Here is a 17,968-nt window from a genome sequence, read left to right as displayed (position 1 = left end):
CCACCCCCTTGAAAGCGAGGTTGATATGAAGAACTACAAGATGCTGTTCGGCACCGTACGCGGCAAGCGCGGCGACGTGATCGAACTGTCCGACGCAGCAGCCGAGCCGATGGTTCAGGCCGGACTGGTTGAGCCACACGACGGCGCACCACAGGAAGCGAGCGGCACCAGCGGACGCTTCTCCGGTCCTGCTGGCATTCGCGGCGATCCCGGCGGCGCTCCCGTCGGACTGACCGGCGACCCCGGCATCGCAGGCTACCCCGGCATCGTCGGCGAGCCCGGCGGCCCCGGCCCCATCGGAGCGCCTGGCACTGATGGCGATGCAGGCATCGCAGGCTACCCCGGCATCGTCGGAGATCCCGGCACCCCCGGCCCCATCGGAGACCTGGGCAGCCCCGAGGTCAAGGCCATCCCCGCTGTGGAGATCACCCCTCCCGAGGTCGTGCTGGAGACCCCCGAGGATGACCTTCCCGCACTGGAGACTCCGGCCACCCCCGTCATCGAGACCCCCCCCGTGCCCGTGGTGGAGGTCAAAGCGAAGGCTAAGCCCGCTGCCCGTCGTAAGGCCAAGGCGAGCTGATGATCGCGCCGCAGGGACTCACGCAGGAGGCAGTAGACCGGGCAGAAACTCAGGTGCTGCTGTGGATCGGCGTCGAGTCACTGGCGGCGAAGAACCATCAGGAGAACGGGATCATCAGAGGCCGGACTATCCGGCTGAAGAGTCCCGCTTCTCGGCTCGGAGACGTGACCGTTTCCGGGAGCGACCTGACCGACCACGCGCAGCTGCTGACCCCGTTCGGAGTTCAACTGCCGTACCCGGTCGAGGGCTGCTACGAGGTGACCTACCGCAGCGGCTGGCTTGATGGTGAGTCCGTCCCCCTGGCGATCCGCACGGCCATCATCCAGACCGCAGAGCATGCGGGCGCGCTGGCGGGGGTGAGCATCCCCGACAACGTGAGCAGCATCCGCCTCCCGGAGTTGAGCGTCCAGTTCCGGGACGCACCGAAGGAAGGCGGACACCTCCCCCAGGAAGTCCGGGAACTCCTGGCCCCCTGGCGGCGGACGAGATGGTAGGCCTCCTGCTCCTGGGAGCAGCCCTGCGCCGCTCGCTGTCCGGAGCGCTGTACGACACGGTGACCTGGACTGCACCTGATAGCAGCGAGCTGACCATCAGGTGCGAGGTCATCGCGTTCAGCACGCTGGGGTACGCCGCCGCGCAGTACCTCAAGGATCCGATCTTCTCCGGCGGCCAGGGCATCATGCGGATCCATCCCGATGAGCTGTGGCCTGACCGGGAGAGCACCTGCGACCATCCCCGACTGCTGAAAGGCGTGACCCTGAGAGACCTCGGGCCCGCTGACCGCACCGGGATGAGGGAGGGGAGCGTGTCATGGAGCTGATCGAGGCACGCCTGACCGGGATCACCACAGAAAGGGATGCGCGCGCCGTGAACGGTGAAGCCCGCATCCGAGTGGGCAACCGGGAGATCGACGGTCCGGCTGCGTACCTGCACCGCGTCGGCGCGTTCGTCTTCATTGAGGCCAGCACGTCCACTGGCATCGGCAAGGCAGGGGAAACCGAACGGCAACCCCTGCTGTGCATCGCTGCCTCACGCGAGGAAGCGCAGGCCCTGAGCGATCAGGTGCAGGGCCAGGTGATCCGCCCGGGCAGTCCCTGGCGACTGGAGAGCCGCGCCGCCGATGACACCACTGTGGGACACACCATCACGCTGAACGTCTACCGCACGCGGACGGCATTCAGGTAAGGAGGCACACGCATGGCAAAGAAGCAGAGCAAGGAAGAGCAGACCACGCTGGAGCAGTTCATCGGCGCGAAGAAGACCGCAGCCGAGAGGAAGGCCGCACCTGTGGACGCCGCCGCGCTGAAGCAGTTCATCGGCGCACCGGAAGCACCACAGTCCGAGGACAAGCCCGCCGAGTAAGCCCGGCGCGTCCAGCTGAACACCCCGCCCCCTCACCCAAAGGAGATCAACATGCCAGACATCTTCAACCAGACGGTCGCCAACGCACCCGCACCCGGAACCGCGCTGGCCGATCAGGTTCGCCAGAACAAGGGTTACGCGTGGTACGTCCAGCGCAACGCCGTCAAGCTCGGCGACGAGCTGGTGCAGGAAATGGAGTTCGCCAGCGAACCCACCGAGGAAAGGAAGACCGTGCTCGACCCTCGCGGCCTGGCCCCGCGCGAGCTGCTGAACCGCGTTACCGCGCTCAACATGAGCCTGAACGTCAAGACCCTGGGGAGCGACAGCTTCCTGAACGCCCTGTACTCGGGCACCGAAAACCAGTGGACCGCAGCAGTCGGCGGCGGAGAAGTCACCATCACCGACATGCAGGCCGCCGCTACCCGTCCCAGCTTCGGAGCCGTGGCTGTGGTTGAGAGCTACGACGCCATCGAGAGCGCCATCTACTTCGCCCCGTACGCCCGGATCAAGGGCAACGCGCGCGTGGAGCTGGACGGCCTCCCCGGCAAGGAGTTCATCATCACCCCCGTGGCCTCCGCGACGGCGTGGACTCCGCCCGCGTCTCTGAAGAGCGCCACCAGCACGGCGGACGACGGCCCGCTGATCCTGATCCGCGTGGACTGCCTGACTTCTCAGGTCGGCGCGGTGCTCGACATCCTGTGGGCCAGCATCGTCTAAACGTAAGCGGGGGGAGTGATCCCCCTGCTTTTAGAGACTTTTTGAAGCAACACCGGGGGGAAAGCATGCTGGTAGAGACAAGTTTCGGCCACATCACCCTGAAGCCGTGGGGCATCCGCCAGAACGCGGAATGCTGGGCGGACCTGCTGACCTTCGTGCGCAGCTTCGGCGCGGGCGTGGAGAGCGGTGCACTAAGTTCAAAGACAGACCTGGGGCAGCTGGCGGACCGGATCATCCGGCGCAGCACCGACAGCCTGCTTCCCGCAGAGATCAGCATCGCCGACGCGCTGAAGATCCTCCCGGCGCTGTGGGAGCTGAACGACCTGGACAACCTGGGAAAACTGCTGGCCCTGTACCCCCAAGCGCTCCGGGTGCAGGGCCGCCTGCGGACCTGAGACCCCTGAGTACACACGTCATCGCACGGTGGGGAGTAGAGGCCTGGGAGAGCGTCCTGAAGGCCGACTGGACAGCCGAGCGCATCAACCGGGAGCTACTGGGCGATGCGTGGGACCTGCGGGAAGCGCTGACCATCCTGCGGGACATGGACAACATCACGGACACCGCAGATGTGCGCACCGGCTGGAAGGCCAAGAATCCCAGCAAGGCGAAAGAGCAGGCCGACAAGTCAGAGGAAACCGCCGCTGGATACGCAGAGCGGAGGCGACGCGCGCTCAACATCACCACAGGCGGGGTGCCCGACTGGCTGGACACCCCCGCCGGCCAGGCCTGGCAAGCAGAGCAGCGCGCCGTCGAGCATGCAGCCGCGCGCTCCGAGAGACAGCGGGCCGCGCGGGCAGAGCGCGGTGGGCGTGACGTGCAACGGCTGGACCTGGGAGGCGACGATGGCAGACACGAGCAAAGCGATGAAGCGCCTCGACAAGCTGATCCAGGCCGTGCAGATGCTGAGCGAGACACTCCCGGCTGAAGCGGCAACCCTGGCGCTGGCCGCCGCTGTCGCAGGCGCAGACCTGAACATCTACAACACCGTGCCGGGACGTGGGTACGTGCGCACCGGGCAGACGCGCCGGAGCATCCGCATTCAGCGCTGGGGCAAGGACTGGCTGCTGATCGCCGGCTACGGCGCTTACAAGGTGGAGTTCGGCAGCCCGCCCGCGTGGGACTGGGTGACCATCAACGCTGACTTTAAGGCCGGCGCGGTGAGCGGCGTTCCTGGCATGAGCAACCTGAGGCAGAGCACGGTGAGCATCGGGCGCTCCGGGCTGAACTGGCGTGTGCCTGGCCCTTTCATCGCCCCCGCCGCGCTAGCTGCAACGTTCCACATGCACAGGCGCTTTCGAGAAGAACTGAAGAAGTTATAGGAGGTGTGAGACATGGCGACTGACCCAGATATTCGTTTCCCGATCGGCATGGACATCACCGCTTTTCTGCGTCAGGCGCAGCAGGTTCGCGCAGAGATCGCTGGCCTGAACGGCTTCAACGCGCGGGTGAAGTTTTACGCGAACTTCGATGAGTTCGGCAAGCTGAAAGAAGTGAAGACCCAGGTATCAGACCTCGGCAAGACGGCGACTAAGACGGGCACGAACTTCACGACGATGGGCAGCGACGGCGCGGCGGGCATGCTGGCCCTCCAGACCGCTGTGGTCGCCGTCGATCAGGTCATCGCTGTGTTTCAGGCCACTCTGGTCGCGACCTTCAAGACCGCCGCAGACCTGCAGCAGGGCATGACTCAGCTTGCCGCTGTGGGGCACTTCGACACCAACCAGTACGAAGTGCTCAAGGACAACTTCCGCATCCTCAGCCGTGAGATCCCCGTGTCTGCGCTGGAACTAGCAGAGCTGGGACGGCAGGCGCAGCTGGTCGGCATCCATGGTGTGGAAGGCACCGAGCGCTTCGTGAAAATCATGGCCGACCTCGGACTGGTCATGCGTGACGTGAACGGGCAGGCGGGCGACGTGAGCCACACCGGGGAGGAGCTGGTGAAGTTCCTGAGGTCGATCGACACCCGCCCGGAAGACATGATCGCGGGCCTGGAAGACGCGGCCAACAGCATGGCCGCCCTGAAGACCCAGTTTGGCGTTCAGATCCCACAGGTGATCGGGCTGGCGACCTACTGGTCTTCGTTCGGCAAGGCTGCGGGCTTCACCAAAGAGCAAATCCTCGGCGTCTCCGCTGGCCTGGTATCCGTCGGTGCACGCGCGCAGGCGTCTGGCAGCACGCTGACCAAATTCTCTCAGCAGCTCCTCGGAGCGCTGAACGATGGTGGGGACAGGGCGGAAGCCTTCTCCTCGATCATCGGCATCACGACCGAGGAGTTCCAGAAGCTCGGGCGCAGCAACCCCTACGAAATCCTGGTCCGCTTCGCTGAGGCGATGGAGCAGGCAAGTAAGGCCGGGCAGAGCTACGACACCGTGCTGGCCCGCGTCGGCATCCGGGGCGTCATCGCTAACCGCGTCATGGCCGAACTCGCAAAGACCGCGCCCAACCTGCGCAAGGCCGCTGAAACCTCGGCTGCTGGAGCAAAGGACAGCGCGAGTCTGTCCCGCGTCGCCGGGGAGGCAACGAAGAACTGGAACGATGAGAGCGTCCGTCTGAAGAACTCCTTCGCGGACCTGAAGATCGCGCTCGGAGACCAGTTCATCCCCGCAGCCACCACCACGGTGAAACTGTTGGCACAGGGGGCGAACTCCGCGACTGAGTTTTTCCGGAGCTTCGAGGCCCTCCCGCAGCCCGTGAAGGACCTGGGCAACGGGCTGATCCTGGTCGGCGCATCACTGGTCGGCCTGCGCATCGGCATCACCTCGCTGTTGCTGTTGAGGACCACACTGCTGGCGACCTCAGGCGCGTTCGCCACACTCCGGGCCGCGCAGCTCGGGGCCGCTGGTGCAGGCGCGGCGGCGGGCGGCGTGTCGCTGCTGACCAACCTCACCCGCCAGCGTTCGGTCGTCACCGGCCTCACGACGGCATGGACCGCGCTCAAGGCCGTGCAGATCAGCAGCATCTTCACGGGCGCGGGCGCAGCCGCCCTGAACGCGGCCCCCGCCCTGCTGGCCTTCGGATCAGCGGCTGTGGGGATCACCGCGATCGCTGGCCCGCTGGCGTACATGACGAGGCTGTTCCTTGAGCAGCAAGACGTCCTGAAGGCCACGCAAGCCTCACAGAACCAGTACGACGCTGACATGGTGGCAAGATACGGCGAGCAGGGCGCAAACGCGGCCCGCACGCTTGATCTGCTGTACACCATCCGGCGCGAGACTGTGGCAAACCTGACGGCGGCAAGGAACGCAGGCGACGAGGCGCAGGTGAAGGTCATGGAGACCCGCCTGGCTAAGGTGTCTGCGCGCCTCACTGTGGTGCGCGGTGATGTGAAGGCCGCGATCGAGGAGGCAAAGAAAGCCACAGAGGGCGAGGACAAGGCACTGATTCGCGCGCCCGGCGATGTGGTGGACCGCAACACCGCTTCTCAGGTCAACAAAGACCTGCGGACTCAGCGGGAAAAGGACTACACGGCATCGCTGTCTGCAACGGCGAAGAAGCTGGCAGAGATCAACCACTTCTATGCTGCGCTGGAAACGCAGGTCAAAAAGAATGTGGTAGACGACAAGCTCCGGGCCGAACTGCTGGAGAAGATCAACACGCAGCGGGAGCGCGGGCTGAGGCTGGCCGTCGCGCAGGAGCGGGCCGACGCGGGGGCAGAGGTCGCGAAGGGCGCGCTGGAGGTAGAGAAAGCGCGCGTTGACGCGATGCAGGACGGCCTGGCGAAACAGCGGGCGCTGCGAGAGCTGGCCGTCGGTGAGGTGGAGCGCAACGCCAAGGAGCTGGCCCGCAAGTACGCCATCTTTCCCGAGAAGGTCGCTGAACTTGAAGCGCAGTCGCGTCAGAAAGTGGCAGCGATCAGGCAGGAAGGGGCGCGTGCCGACCGGGACTACATCGCCGGCATCGTCACGAAGCTAGAGGCAGACGCCACCGCTGCGATAGCGAAGGCAAAGACCGGAGTCGCTGGCATCACAGCGCAGGCCGGACAGGACGTGTCAGAGATCAACCGCAGGCAGACCGAAGCCATCGGACAGGTCGGCGGAGACCGAGCCGCTGTGGCCCGTATCGTGGCCGCCGGGAACGCGCTTCGGCAGGCACGCGGGGTCGAGCTTCAGAAAGACCTGGCAGAGGAAGCGAAAGCGGCCAAAAAGAAGGCAGAGGACGCAGCGAAAGAAGTCGCTGATGCTGTCAGGGCCACGCGCGACCGCCTACGGGCCATCAGCGACGCGGAAAGCCGAGGCCGCCGGGAACTGGCTGATCTGATCCGCGCGAGCACGGAGGCAGACCAGGCGCAGGACCTGAGGGGCACCGAGGGCAACGAAGCGGCGAAGCTGGCCGTCATTCAGCGCTACTCCGGGCGCATCCTGGCCGCGCGTGTGGCGGGCATACAGGAAGAGTATGCCGCCGCACAGCAGGCCAGGAAGCGGGAGCTGGACGACGCGCTGGCTGACCCCAAGGCTACCCGGGGAGAGCGCAACGCCCTCACCTCGCAGTACCGAACGGACCTGGGCACCATGGCCGCGAAGTACGCACAGGAAGTCGGAGAGGCAAACCGGACCGCCGTCAACGCGCTTCAGGACGCCGAGAAGCAGGCTGTGGCTCAACAGAACGCACTCATCGTCTCCCGCGCGCAGCTGAACACCGCACGCGCTCAAGACGCGCTGAAGCAGGCGAAGACCACAGCTGCGGAGGCCGCCGGGAGGCAGGCCGTCATCTCTGCGCTCAAGGACGAGCTGGCGCTGAAGGTGCAGCTGGCCGCTGTGGCAAGCCGGGGAACCGACCCCGCCGCCGCGCTGGCCGCACAACAGGACCTCATCGTCGCCCGAGCAGCGCTGCGGGACGCGCAGGACCAGGACCGCGCCGCACCGCTCCAGCGCGCTGGCGAGGAACTGGACCTGGCAAAAGCACGCCTGCAGCTCACCATTGATCAGTCGGCCACCGAGAAAGACGCGGCCACCGCGCGGGGGCTGGCACTTCAGGCACTCAGGGAAGAGGTCGCGCTCAAGGTCAAGGCAGCGGGCCAGGCGCAGGGACGCGGGGAGCAGATCACCGCTGAGCTGGCCGTCATCACGGCACGCAAGGCTGTGTCTGATGCAGAGCGTGAGGACCGGCAGCAGCGGGTAAGTTCCGCAGCTGAGGAGACCGCCCGCTACCGCACCGCCGCCGAGTACGCCGCCAGCATGACCGTTAACGCGGGACTGCGGGAGAAGTACGAGGGGAACGTCCGGGCATCCCTGGCAGCAGAGGCCGAGGCGTACACCCGCATCGCAGCCACGGCGGCCAGCGAGCAGGAGCGCAACGGCTACCTCGATAAAGCCGCTGACCTGCAACGCCAGATCGCTCGGAGTCTTGAGGACAGCCGGAAGGCCCGCCTCGGTGACCTGAGCGCAGCACGGGATCAGCAGGCGGCCACACTGGACGCCGCACTGAACGAAGCCCGGAGCGCCACCGAACGCCTGGCAGCACGGCGGAACCTCGCCGCCGACGCACAGGAACAGGTGAGCTACTACACCGAGCTGGAGCGGCTGTACCGCGAGCAGGGCCGCGCGCAGTCTGAGATCGGAGACGCCATCAACGGCAGGCGCGCAGCAGAAACGCGCGTGCGTGATCTGGTCAAAGAACAGCTTGATGATCAGAAACGCCTCGCTGACGCATCAAAGACGCTCACCACACAGGCCGCAGAACTGCGCGACGTGTGGGCAGCGGCCATGGACGACAGCGCGGCAAACAGGCAAAACCGCGCGCTGGTACGCACTCAGGCCGCTTTTGTTGAGCTTGAACGCACGACCGGCACGTACCGCACCACACTCAAGAGCACCACAGGGGCGGTGCGCATCGGGGAGTCGGCCATCGAGTCTACCGGTGAGGCCATCAGCAACCAGAGCAAGGCCATCAGCAACGCGCAGCAGGCCCTTTCCGAGCTGAGAAGCGAGTGGGAGGCACAGAAGAGCGCGGTTGACAGCCTGAACTCCAGTCTGAACACCTTCGCTGGGGCCACCAAGAACCAGGCGGTGCTCGACGGCATCTCCGCACGCGCGCAGAACGCGTACGCGGAGAGCCTGCGAGCAGCGCAGGACGCCCGCGCCCGCTACGGCGCTGGGAGTCCCGAGTACGCCGCCGCTGTGGACCTGAGCGCGAAGAGCTTTCAGGCTGCATCAGGGGCCATCAAGGCCGCAGCCGACAACCAGGCCGCAACTGTGGAAGCCAGCGCCCGGAAACAGGCGAAGGCGTACCAGAGAACGGCTGATGCGATGGGAACCGTGCCTGAGGTGCTGCGCAAGACCCAGGACGCTCAGCAGGCCACCTATCAGCGGCAGGCAGACAAGATCAAGCAGACCGCTGAAGACCTGGCTTCATCTCTGGCCGAGCAGGGGCTGGGGCTTGACATCGTAGGCGCGCTGAACGCTGCGCAGGCGGGCGCTGTGGGACTGGAGCGCAAGCTGGGCGGCGCTCAGAAGCTGCTGAAGGGGGTGCTGGGAGACGGCGGCAACGTGCTGACCATCAGCGTCGACCCCAAGCTGGCCGAACAGGTCAAGCCGGCTGGCGAGGTGCTGGGCCAGATCGCTGCCCGGGCGATGATCTCCGAGTTGAGCAGGTCGCGGCTTGACCTGGAGCGGCTGGCTCCGAGTCTCGCCAACGTCACCACGACCGTGAACAACACCATCAACATCGACGGCCGTTCCACCACCGCACCGCCGGCTGTGGTGCGCGCGACGCAGACCATTCTCGACTGCGCCGCTCAGAAGGGCCTCAAGTACGCGGCACGGAGGGGGTGAACATGGTCAATCTCGACAACAACCTCAAGCTGAACGGCGTGTGGATGCGGTTCGTTCCTGACGTCCGACTGGCGGGCGGCGGGGGCGGTGCCGTGGTCCACAGGCTGATGAACGGCCAGCTGGTCGTCATCGAGACGCCCAACCGTGAGGCGCTGACCCTGACCGTCAGCGGGGAGAACCTGATCGACCCGGCAGACGCGTATCGCATCTGGGCGCTGTGGGCTGACCGGGTGAACTTCCCCGTCATCGCACAGGGCGCAGGTCCGAGCGGCGGCGACGTGATCTCAGAGCACGCGATCATTCTCGAGCAGCCGATCTTCAAGTACATCACAGACGGCGAAAACGCTGGCTGTGAGTACGCCTTCGTCATCAACATTCTCTTCTAAAGGAGGGCACCATGAAACTGAGTTTTGAGATGTTCCCCTCGCTCCTGCCGGTGATCGCCGTCTCGCTCGACGTGCCAGAGAGCGGCGAGCGCGTGACCGGTGTGCTGACTGTGGCTGGCGACGGCGAGGCGCTGGCGTACACGCAAGACATCGCCCTCATCATCAACATCGAGGAGGCCGGGCAGATCAGCAGCGAGACGTGGGGGCCGTTCAAGGGTGTAGGGCACTTCAGCCACACGCCGGAGACCGGCATCACCGTGATCGCCCTGGTGCATCAGGGCAGCAGCCAGAGCGGCTACCCGTTCACCCCACGCACGGGGCAGACGGTCGGCCAGAACCTGAACCTGAACTGGCCTGACCTCATCGGCATCAACCGCATCCCCGCGTGGCTGCTGAACACGCCGGTCAACATCCCGCTGGAGGCCGCCCTCGCTTTTGAGGACCACTACGGCTTCTTCGACTACCTGCTCGGCGCGTTCGGCTACTCGCTGATCGAGTCGGAGGCAGGCCTGGGCTGGGTTCTCGGCGGCGGCGCTGTGGGGGACGTTGTGAACTCTGCACAGCCCTTCACGTCCGGGCCGCGCAACGTTGACACGCTGTCTGTACCGCGCTTCATGACGGTGCGCGGGAAAGAGGAGATCGTTGACACCCCGCCCCCGGAGACCGCCGAACAGGAGGCCCGGCGGCTGCGTGTGGCTGCGATCATGCAGGAGTCGCACGCGCAAGGGCGCATCAGCGATGAAGAGGTGTGGGAGCTGTCAAAAGACGGCGTGTTTGAGCACGAGGAGTTCACAGCAGACAGGGCTGCAGATGAGGTGGGCTACCAGAAAGTGACGGAGACGAAGACTAAGGTAAACTTCGCCGTCACCCAGGAAGTGCGCACCACCATCAACATTCAGCCTGTGACCGTGACCGGGCCAGACGGCGAGCGCTACCCCCTGACGGCACGCAGCACCGACACCACCACCGTCAACCACAGCTACGGCATGCTGCAGACCCGACGCGTGTCGACCGGTTCGACGACCGTCACGGAGACCGCGCAGCAGCTGATCGGCACCGCCCCCACGCTTGACCCGCCGCTTGACATCGCGGTTTACGGCAGCCGGACGACCACGGCGACGCGCAAGACCTGGACCCCCGGCGGCTGGGTGCGCCTGGTGAGCGTCACCACTGTGGTGGAGCAGCTCAAGGACAACGCGGTGATCTACAGCGCAACGTCAACAGACATCACGTCATGGGTGCGCAGCGGCAGCGACAGGTGGAGCAGCGTTCAGCAGACCTCAAGCCCGACTGAAGCGCCCGTGTACGACGACGAGGACGAGGTCGCGTACTACATCAACATCCCACAGGTGCAGACGCGGGTAAGCCCCGACTCTGGGCCGCCTGAGATGGCCCCGCAGTCTGACGATGGCCTGCGCAACCTCAGCGGGGAAACCGGCGGGGCAGCGAAGTTTTCTGTCACGCCCGAGGTAGTCAAGGGCACGCTGGGCTACGGCGAACCCGTGACCATTGACATTCCCTGGCTCGCCGGGCAGTCCGCTGTGCAGGACGCGGCAGACCTGGCCGCAACGCTCCGGGGCCGCCCGCGCCACAGCTATCAACGCACGTACGCCCTCCCGAGCGGGCTGCGGCGCGGGGACGCCGTTCGGTCGCTGTCTGTGGTTGCTGATATGCGAGATCTAGAAATGCCGTACAGCGAGACGGTCGAGACCTCATGGACCGCGTGAGCGGGATCGTAGTGGAGCGTCTCGCCGGGAAGGGGTACGTCATCGCCACAGATGACGGGCGCAGGGTCAACGCTCAGAGCAAGGTTGATCTGGCACTCGGATCAAGAGCGACGGCTGTCTATCTGGGAGGTGGAGTATGGGGTGCGATGGTAGACGGGACTGCTTAGACCCCTGCTGCGCCTGCGCGCCGCCCGCGTGCGAGCCTGCGGTTCACACGGTTGTGGAGCGCACCGCCGGCGGGTTCGTGACCGAAGACGGACAGCGGCACACGGGCAAGGGCGACTACGCGCTCGGGCGCGTGCTGTGGATCGGTTGCCACGGCGAGGTGCCACCCGGAACCCAGCACATGCACCCTCCCCTGCTGCTGACTCAACCGCGCAGACGGCGGGCACGCAGCGCTCCGGGCGGGATCAAAGTGCCGTACATCAAAGCCTGGCCCGTTCGCCAGATCGAACCGTTGACCGGCGGCTGGGTACCGCGCGACACCACGAACGAAGGGTTATCAAGCCCGTTCGGACCCACCGGCGTCGGCCCGCGCGGCAACTGGATCAGGACCGGCAGCAACACCCTCAGATACCTGCAAGTCGGCAACCTGTACGAATCCGGCCCGAGAAAGAACTGGACAGACCGCACGCCCGGCTTCCACAGCGGCGTCGCCTACATCGACCTGCTCAGGGTTGAGGTCCGAGAGGCGCGCATCGAGATCGGCCCTGAAGACCTGTACCCCGACAAGCAGATAGCGCAGTCCGGCTGGCTGTTCAGGGCCACCCCGGAGCCGAGCGCCGCAGAGCACAACACGCTCCTCGACGATGGCAAGTATGGCGAGCCAGCCTACTACGACCGGCCACTCGCGCCCGGCATCCCGGCGAAAGAACCGGCGATGGCGTACGCCGTGGAGATGCTGGCTGACCGCTGGCGCGTCCACATGCGGCTGCTGTTGCAGGGTATGAGCTGGGACGGCGACGCAGGCGACGGGTACAACGCGAACATCGGGTTCAGCGACATCACGGCCAACCTAAAACTGCAGAGCTTCGCGGCGACCGTGGACATTGGACTGGACGGCCAGATCATCGGCCAGGCAGTCGGACCGCGCACCATCCTGGCATCCGCAACGATCACTGACCTGGCCCCACAGGTCGACGCCGGTTATGCGGCGGCCGTCAACAGTCGCATGTCAGAGCTGAACACCTGGCTTGACAGCATGGAGACGCCCGAGCCAGACCTGAGCACGGTCGTTCCCGGCAGCACGCAGGACCAGGTGCAGCTGACCGGGCCAGCCGTGCAGATCGGGAAGGGCGTCTGGCGGCAGCCCGTTACAGACACGCAGCCGCTGATTCTGGCGGGCGTGAAGGGCGCAGCGAAACCCACAGTCGGCGGCCTGAAGATGCTGAGCTACGACGCTGGCGCGGTGTGGCTGAGCGCAGACCCGAACATCTTCGGCAACCCCGACCACCAGGGGCCGGCGGTGCTGTCAGTGAGCAACCCAGGCTACGCGCTCACGCAGCGGCTGGGCATCCGTCCGCGTCTCGCCGCGCCTGTGAGTTCGTTCCTGGCTACCCGGGTACGCGCACTTCAGGAGTTTCAGCCGTCAGAGGCAACCGTAACTGACCTCAACGGGCAGACGGCACCCACGCCTGCGGACGCCTCCACGCCCTGGTACGACGCGGGCGGCAGCCTCGGCGACGGCTTGCTGACCGTGAAGTTCACCGGGCTGCCTGAGGACGGCTGGGACCTGTGGGCGCTGCTGGTGCGCGAGATCAAGACGCCAGTCTCAACGACCTACCAGTCTGACCGCACCCGCATCAACAACCCGCTGGCCGCCGACGTGGAGAACCCGGACGGCGCTGCGGTGTGGCATCTCAGGGAAGACGCCGGGCCGGACGAGCTGACCATCACAGTCATTCCCGCTGCGCGCCGGGCGATCACGGGCATCACGCTGGTATACGCATCACTCGCTACAGACATGACACCGGCGCTCGACTGGCCGTTCTAAAGGAGGCACACATGCAGGAGATCAACAACATCCCGCCCGCGCAGGCGCTGCGGCTGTACCGGGGCAGCGATGTAGACATTCAGCACCCGCTGAGCCGCGACGGAGTACCGATCAGCGGAGCGGAGCTGCTGGCATACGAGGCGTGTACCTACAAGATGCAGTTCAGGACGCGGCCACACGGCGGCTGCCTCCTGGCTGAGGCTGAGTACCTGGGCTTCGCGGTCACAACCAACCCCAACACAGGATTCGATGAAGCGGGGCCATTCTTTCGCATCAGGGCCAGCGAGGCAGACAAGCTGCGGGCCGTCTGCTACGCCGACATTTTCTTGATCGACTCGCTTGGGCATCAGCGGGCGCTCATGACTTTTGAAGTCGAAGCGGAAGGCCGCGTAACCCAGACCGCAGGAGGTACACCATGATCAGACTACCGATCGACATCACCGACACCGTGATAGAAGCAGACGGCGCTGTGCGCGTGCTGGGCGGCATCGCTGGCCCACCCGGCGCGCAGGGGCAGGCTGGCGGAACAGGAGCAGTGGGAGAGCAGGGCACTCCCGGACCCGCCGGTGGACCTGGCCCCGTCGGACCCGTCGGACAGACTGGACCCGCTGGAGCAACTGGACCTGCTGGCGGACCCGGACCTGTGGGCAGCAAGGGCGATCAGGGAAACCCCGGCGTCAAGGGAGACGACGGCACGCAGGGCATCCCCGGCCCGACTGGCGGACCCGGACCCATCGGCCCCGCTGGCACAAAAGGCGATCAGGGCGCAGTCGGACCCGCAGGAGGCGTTGGACCCGCTGGAGCGGATGGCACCCCAGGCGAACCTGGACCACAGGGGGGAGTTGGACCTGCGGGAGGAGTAGGACCCGCTGGACCCATCGGACCACAGGGCGCGCAGGGGCCAGCGGGAGCGACCCCGGACCTCAGCGGCTACGCGACGAAAGTCTCAGTGAACACGCTGACCACACGCGTGAGCACGAACGAGACGGCGCTCATCAGTCTCGACACCTACGTCGAGGCCCTGCGCACCGAGGCGGAGGCCAACTGGAATAGTCTCGGAGACCGCACGGATGCGCTCGAGGCTGTGGACCACTCGCTGTTCGCGGTCAAGACCGAGGTCGCCAGCGCGCTGGCACTCAAGGCGAACGCGAGCACCGTTGCTGCGCTGACCACGAAGGTCGGCGATCTCAGCACGCTCACCACCACAGAGAAGGGCACCATCGTCGCGGCGATCAACGAGATCAAAGCGTCGGGCGGCGGCGCGAGCACGCCCGGACCGGCAGGCGCTGATGGACCTGTGGGGCCTCAGGGCGTCAAGGGCGACACGGGCGCGGATGGACCCATCGGACCCCAGGGCGTGAAGGGAGACACCGGCGCAGATGGTGGAGTGGGATCCGCAGGAACCGACGGACCTGTGGGACCCCAGGGTGTCAAGGGGGACACCGGAGAAGATGGTGGAGCCGGACCCGCAGGACCAGATGGAACCGTGGGACCCCAGGGCGTCAAGGGAGACACTGGGGCAGACGGCGGAGCTGGACCCGCAGGCGCTGACGGACCCATCGGACCTCAGGGACCCAAGGGAGACACCGGCGCTGATGGAGGAGTGGGACCCGCCGGACCAGAAGGACCCGCTGGACCGCAGGGACCAGCTGGACCCGCAGGCGCGGACGGCACCGGCGGCGGCGGCGGCATCACTCCGCCTGCTGAGTTGGCCGGGACGCAGTACGAGCTGGCAAACTACGCCGATGAGACTGGCAGTGTGCTGGGGCGCAGCCTGCTGTTCGTTGACCCGGCGAAGGGCATCTTCAACAAATCGGGCGACACCGCTCCGGGCATGGGCAGGGGTTCATCTTCGGTCGATCTTCAGATGCGCCGGAGCGCCGCCGATCAGATCGCATCAGGCGACTACAGCGCACTGATCGGCGGGTACGCGAACAGGTCGGCAGGGTACGCGGCTGGCATCCTGGGCGGCTACGGCAACACCACCACCAACTACTACACCTCTGTGGTAGGCGGATTGCAGAACAGCGCGCAGGGCAACTACAGCGGTGTTTTCGCGGGCCAGACCAACCTCACGACCGGCAAGAACGCGGTCGTCATCGGAGGCGAGGCAAACAGCGCGGGTGGGTTCGCGAACTCGGTCGTGGTAGGCGGCAGCAGCAACACGATCGGGGGCGGCGGGACCGTCGCTGCGGCGATTGTGGGCGGCACCAACAATACCGTGACAGACGCGAGCAACGGTGTGGTCATCGGCGGCACCGGAAACACGGCGTTCGGCAACAACAGCGCAGTCGCGGCAGGGAGCGGTGCACAAACCAAAGCTGAGAACGCGCTGGCGTTCGGCACCACGATCAGCAGGCGCGCGGGCCAGGTCACGTTCGGCGCAGACGCGGGCCGGATGGCGCAGGCCGCGCTTGTCACCCTGCACAGCCCCGGCGCGGTCAACAACGGCTCGACCGTTGAGCTGCGCACCGACGGCAGCAGCAGCAACCGCGACTCGAGCAGCGCGCAGACCGGCGCGAACCGCATCGAGATCGGCGTCGACCAGTGCCTGACGTTTCGCGGAATGGCGATGTGCGTCTCTCGCACCTCAGGGGGCGACAGCGGCACGTATTTCACCACGCCAGAGCTTGTCACCTGGCGCATCGAGGGCAGCCTGCGCGTCAAGGGCACCAAAACAGTGCAGGGAGGGGACTGGACTCTGGTACCCGAGATCACCGGCCTGAGCATCGTGAAAGACGGCAGCGGGGCGAAGCCGGTGCAGTCAGAGAACGTTGATCTGCAGATTGAGTCGGCGGTAGACGGCCAGCGCGCGTTCCTGCGCTTTCTCGCAGTAACAGGCGGCGCAACGGGAACCTCGGGCGGCGAGTGGGCAGTCTCGCTGCAGCTGCTCGAGTACGGCTACAACCTCGCATAAACCCACACAGGAGGCCCGCACATGCACTACACCACGCCCCGCCCCCCGCCGCAGCATGACGGGGGGCAAAACCATGCCTGAACGCAACATCTCAGTCATCAGTCAGTTGCTGGTACCCAGTCTTTTCGCGTCTTTGATGCAGCTCGCGCTCATGTGGGCGCTGGGCATCCGGATCATGCCCCTTCGCACGTTCGGCGCGATGTTCATCGCCGCCGGGACCGGGGGCGGAGCATCGCTTTTTCTGGCCGAGGTCGTGCACCTCAGCGCGACCCTCTCAGCAATCATCGGAGCGATGACCGGCGTGCTGCCGGTCGTGTTCGTTAGCTTCATGGCGCTCAAGTGGGTGTCTAAGCGCCTCGGCGTTGACTTGAGCGACCTGAATCAGATGCTCGACACGATGCGCGCGCAGATGGACAACCGCAGCGGCACGGACCCAGCGCCCCACACCACGGAAGCGCTGGAGGAACCCGCACCCCCGGAGCCGATCGAGATCGATTTCCCGGAAGCCGCGCCGGAGGAGGCGAGTCCGTATGACCCCGCATGAACTTTTTCTGATGTGTCAAGGGTGGTGGCTTGACTCGGAGGCTGGGCCCGAGCTGCTGTTCGGCGTACGGTCTGCCAGCGCCGCCCTGTTTGGCCTGGCAGCCGCACTGTGGACCTGGAACGCGGTGCAGCCAAACGAGCTGGAGAAGATCTGGAGTGATGCGGACTGCAAGCGCTTCAGGATCTCAAACTGGCTCATGGCGCTTGGAGTCGCGGCGATGGCAACATACCTGGCCCTTGCTGCGGTCTTTGAGTTCAACCGCACCTCAAGCCCGCATCGGCTGCTGGTCGCAAACGGTGCGCTGTCAATCCTGGGATTCGCGCTGATCTTGATGGCGATCCTGTGGCGCGTGCACTACGTCAAAAAGCGGCTGGAGTGGCGCAGGGAAGGCCGGGATGTGGAGGTGCTATGAAGAAACTCATCATAGCCGCCGTGCTGGCTTTCGGATTCGCATCAGCAGCAAGAGAACCCACACTGAGCGCGCTTCACTACCAGGTGATACGCGTTGAACCGGTAGAGCGGCAGTTCTACGGGCTCGGCCAGAGCAAGCCGGTGGTGGGTGTCTTCAGTACCACCTACCGGATCGCCGGGAAGGTGGTCAAGCCGAACGTCTTCTGGTTCAGCCTGCGCCCAGGCGACGAGCTCGACGCGAAGGTCAGGCATCACGCGCTGTTCAGCATCGCCGTAGCCGCCGACATCAACCTCCGCCGATGAGCAGCTCGCTGATCTGGCTCCTGTGCGGCGTGCATGTGCTGCTGCTGTGCGCTGTGGCGTGGGTGTGCATCAGAGCGGCGTGGGAAGGGCCGGAGCGCGAGGAGTAGGGCTGCATCTCTGGAAGGTGTGGCCTGGCGCCGCGTGCGCGGCGCGCCCGCGTGCCCACTTAAAAGAGCAACCCACAGCCAGCGAAAGCGCAAAGAGTAGAGATGCAGGGGGATGTGCACTGCGCCGCGTGCGCGGCGCGCCCGCAGGCCC

General features: G+C 65.9%; 18 protein-coding genes. All 18 read left to right on the top strand.

Annotated elements, in window-relative coordinates; genetic code table 11:
* Window positions 1–25 precede the first annotated feature (25 nt).
* The gene (locus BOO71_RS03985) at window positions 26–580 is read left to right on the top strand and encodes a hypothetical protein (RefSeq protein ID WP_075830683.1); all 555 of its coding nucleotides are present in this window, start codon (window positions 26–28) and stop codon (window positions 578–580) included.
* Window positions 581–744: 164 nt separating this feature from the next.
* Complete coding sequence (locus BOO71_RS03980) at window positions 745–1,074, top strand: hypothetical protein (protein WP_139322731.1); 330 nt, start codon at window positions 745–747, stop codon at window positions 1,072–1,074.
* Window positions 1,068–1,400: a hypothetical protein gene (locus BOO71_RS03975; protein ID WP_075830681.1), complete on the top strand. Its 333-nt coding sequence runs from the start codon at window positions 1,068–1,070 to the stop codon at window positions 1,398–1,400. Before BOO71_RS03980 ends, BOO71_RS03975 begins: the two co-directional genes overlap by 7 nt.
* On the top strand, window positions 1,391–1,765 hold the full coding sequence (locus BOO71_RS03970) for a hypothetical protein (RefSeq protein WP_075830680.1): 375 nt from the start codon (window positions 1,391–1,393) through the stop codon (window positions 1,763–1,765). Before BOO71_RS03975 ends, BOO71_RS03970 begins: the two co-directional genes overlap by 10 nt.
* A gap of 12 nt (window positions 1,766–1,777) precedes the next feature.
* The gene (locus BOO71_RS27590; protein ID WP_175607356.1) at window positions 1,778–1,942 is read left to right on the top strand and encodes a hypothetical protein; all 165 of its coding nucleotides are present in this window, start codon (window positions 1,778–1,780) and stop codon (window positions 1,940–1,942) included.
* A gap of 51 nt (window positions 1,943–1,993) precedes the next feature.
* Complete coding sequence (locus BOO71_RS03965) at window positions 1,994–2,659, top strand: hypothetical protein (RefSeq protein WP_075830679.1); 666 nt, start codon at window positions 1,994–1,996, stop codon at window positions 2,657–2,659.
* Between the two features lie 65 nt (window positions 2,660–2,724).
* Complete coding sequence (locus BOO71_RS03960) at window positions 2,725–3,054, top strand: hypothetical protein (protein ID WP_075830678.1); 330 nt, start codon at window positions 2,725–2,727, stop codon at window positions 3,052–3,054.
* 146 nt (window positions 3,055–3,200) lie between these two features.
* Window positions 3,201–3,584 (top strand): hypothetical protein, encoded by a 384-nt coding sequence (locus tag BOO71_RS27585; RefSeq protein ID WP_075830677.1) that lies wholly within the window; start codon window positions 3,201–3,203, stop codon window positions 3,582–3,584.
* Window positions 3,523–3,978 carry a hypothetical protein gene (locus tag BOO71_RS03950; RefSeq protein WP_175607355.1) on the top strand — a complete coding sequence of 152 codons (456 nt, stop codon included), beginning with the start codon at window positions 3,523–3,525 and terminating at the stop codon, window positions 3,976–3,978. Before BOO71_RS27585 ends, BOO71_RS03950 begins: the two co-directional genes overlap by 62 nt.
* Window positions 3,979–3,990: 12 nt before the next feature.
* Entirely contained in the window at window positions 3,991–9,429 is a 5,439-nt protein-coding gene (locus tag BOO71_RS03945; RefSeq protein ID WP_075830675.1) for a hypothetical protein, read from the top strand.
* Between the two features lie 2 nt (window positions 9,430–9,431).
* Window positions 9,432–9,815, top strand: coding sequence for a hypothetical protein (locus BOO71_RS03940; RefSeq protein WP_075830674.1), 384 nt, complete (start codon window positions 9,432–9,434; stop codon window positions 9,813–9,815).
* 11 nt (window positions 9,816–9,826) lie between these two features.
* Window positions 9,827–11,542, top strand: a complete 1,716-nt coding sequence (locus BOO71_RS03935; RefSeq protein WP_075830673.1) for a hypothetical protein — start codon at window positions 9,827–9,829, stop codon at window positions 11,540–11,542.
* A gap of 244 nt (window positions 11,543–11,786) precedes the next feature.
* Window positions 11,787–13,535, top strand: coding sequence for a hypothetical protein (locus tag BOO71_RS03930; protein WP_139322729.1), 1,749 nt, complete (start codon window positions 11,787–11,789; stop codon window positions 13,533–13,535).
* A gap of 11 nt (window positions 13,536–13,546) precedes the next feature.
* Window positions 13,547–13,954, top strand: coding sequence for a hypothetical protein (locus BOO71_RS26735; RefSeq protein WP_075830671.1), 408 nt, complete (start codon window positions 13,547–13,549; stop codon window positions 13,952–13,954).
* Window positions 13,951–16,452: a hypothetical protein gene (locus tag BOO71_RS29025; protein ID WP_175607354.1), complete on the top strand. Its 2,502-nt coding sequence runs from the start codon at window positions 13,951–13,953 to the stop codon at window positions 16,450–16,452. The genes BOO71_RS26735 and BOO71_RS29025 overlap by 4 nt, the downstream gene beginning before the upstream one ends.
* 73 nt (window positions 16,453–16,525) lie before the next feature.
* Window positions 16,526–16,996, top strand: a complete 471-nt coding sequence (locus tag BOO71_RS03910; protein WP_075830668.1) for a hypothetical protein — start codon at window positions 16,526–16,528, stop codon at window positions 16,994–16,996.
* Window positions 16,983–17,408: a hypothetical protein gene (locus tag BOO71_RS03905; RefSeq protein ID WP_075830667.1), complete on the top strand. Its 426-nt coding sequence runs from the start codon at window positions 16,983–16,985 to the stop codon at window positions 17,406–17,408. Before BOO71_RS03910 ends, BOO71_RS03905 begins: the two co-directional genes overlap by 14 nt.
* Complete coding sequence (locus tag BOO71_RS03900; RefSeq protein WP_075830666.1) at window positions 17,405–17,710, top strand: hypothetical protein; 306 nt, start codon at window positions 17,405–17,407, stop codon at window positions 17,708–17,710. The genes BOO71_RS03905 and BOO71_RS03900 overlap by 4 nt, the downstream gene beginning before the upstream one ends.
* Window positions 17,711–17,968: the final 258 nt, after the last annotated feature.

This window comes from Deinococcus marmoris, from assembly GCF_001949125.1.
GTDB classification, from domain to species: domain Bacteria; phylum Deinococcota; class Deinococci; order Deinococcales; family Deinococcaceae; genus Deinococcus; species Deinococcus marmoris_A.
This window is presented reverse-complemented; position numbering and strand designations above follow the sequence as displayed.

Coding starts and splice junctions, on each gene's coding strand:
- BOO71_RS29025 (WP_175607354.1), top strand. CDS start 13,951: ATGATCAGACTACCGATCGACATCACCGACACCGTGATAGAAGCAGAC.
- BOO71_RS03970 (WP_075830680.1), top strand. CDS start 1,391: ATGGAGCTGATCGAGGCACGCCTGACCGGGATCACCACAGAAAGGGAT.
- BOO71_RS03965 (WP_075830679.1), top strand. CDS start 1,994: ATGCCAGACATCTTCAACCAGACGGTCGCCAACGCACCCGCACCCGGA.
- BOO71_RS26735 (WP_075830671.1), top strand. CDS start 13,547: ATGCAGGAGATCAACAACATCCCGCCCGCGCAGGCGCTGCGGCTGTAC.
- BOO71_RS03985 (WP_075830683.1), top strand. CDS start 26: ATGAAGAACTACAAGATGCTGTTCGGCACCGTACGCGGCAAGCGCGGC.
- BOO71_RS03905 (WP_075830667.1), top strand. CDS start 16,983: ATGACCCCGCATGAACTTTTTCTGATGTGTCAAGGGTGGTGGCTTGAC.
- BOO71_RS03940 (WP_075830674.1), top strand. CDS start 9,432: ATGGTCAATCTCGACAACAACCTCAAGCTGAACGGCGTGTGGATGCGG.
- BOO71_RS03945 (WP_075830675.1), top strand. CDS start 3,991: ATGGCGACTGACCCAGATATTCGTTTCCCGATCGGCATGGACATCACC.
- BOO71_RS03960 (WP_075830678.1), top strand. CDS start 2,725: ATGCTGGTAGAGACAAGTTTCGGCCACATCACCCTGAAGCCGTGGGGC.
- BOO71_RS03900 (WP_075830666.1), top strand. CDS start 17,405: ATGAAGAAACTCATCATAGCCGCCGTGCTGGCTTTCGGATTCGCATCA.
- BOO71_RS27590 (WP_175607356.1), top strand. CDS start 1,778: ATGGCAAAGAAGCAGAGCAAGGAAGAGCAGACCACGCTGGAGCAGTTC.
- BOO71_RS03950 (WP_175607355.1), top strand. CDS start 3,523: ATGAAGCGCCTCGACAAGCTGATCCAGGCCGTGCAGATGCTGAGCGAG.
- BOO71_RS03935 (WP_075830673.1), top strand. CDS start 9,827: ATGAAACTGAGTTTTGAGATGTTCCCCTCGCTCCTGCCGGTGATCGCC.
- BOO71_RS03910 (WP_075830668.1), top strand. CDS start 16,526: ATGCCTGAACGCAACATCTCAGTCATCAGTCAGTTGCTGGTACCCAGT.
- BOO71_RS27585 (WP_075830677.1), top strand. CDS start 3,201: ATGGACAACATCACGGACACCGCAGATGTGCGCACCGGCTGGAAGGCC.
- BOO71_RS03975 (WP_075830681.1), top strand. CDS start 1,068: ATGGTAGGCCTCCTGCTCCTGGGAGCAGCCCTGCGCCGCTCGCTGTCC.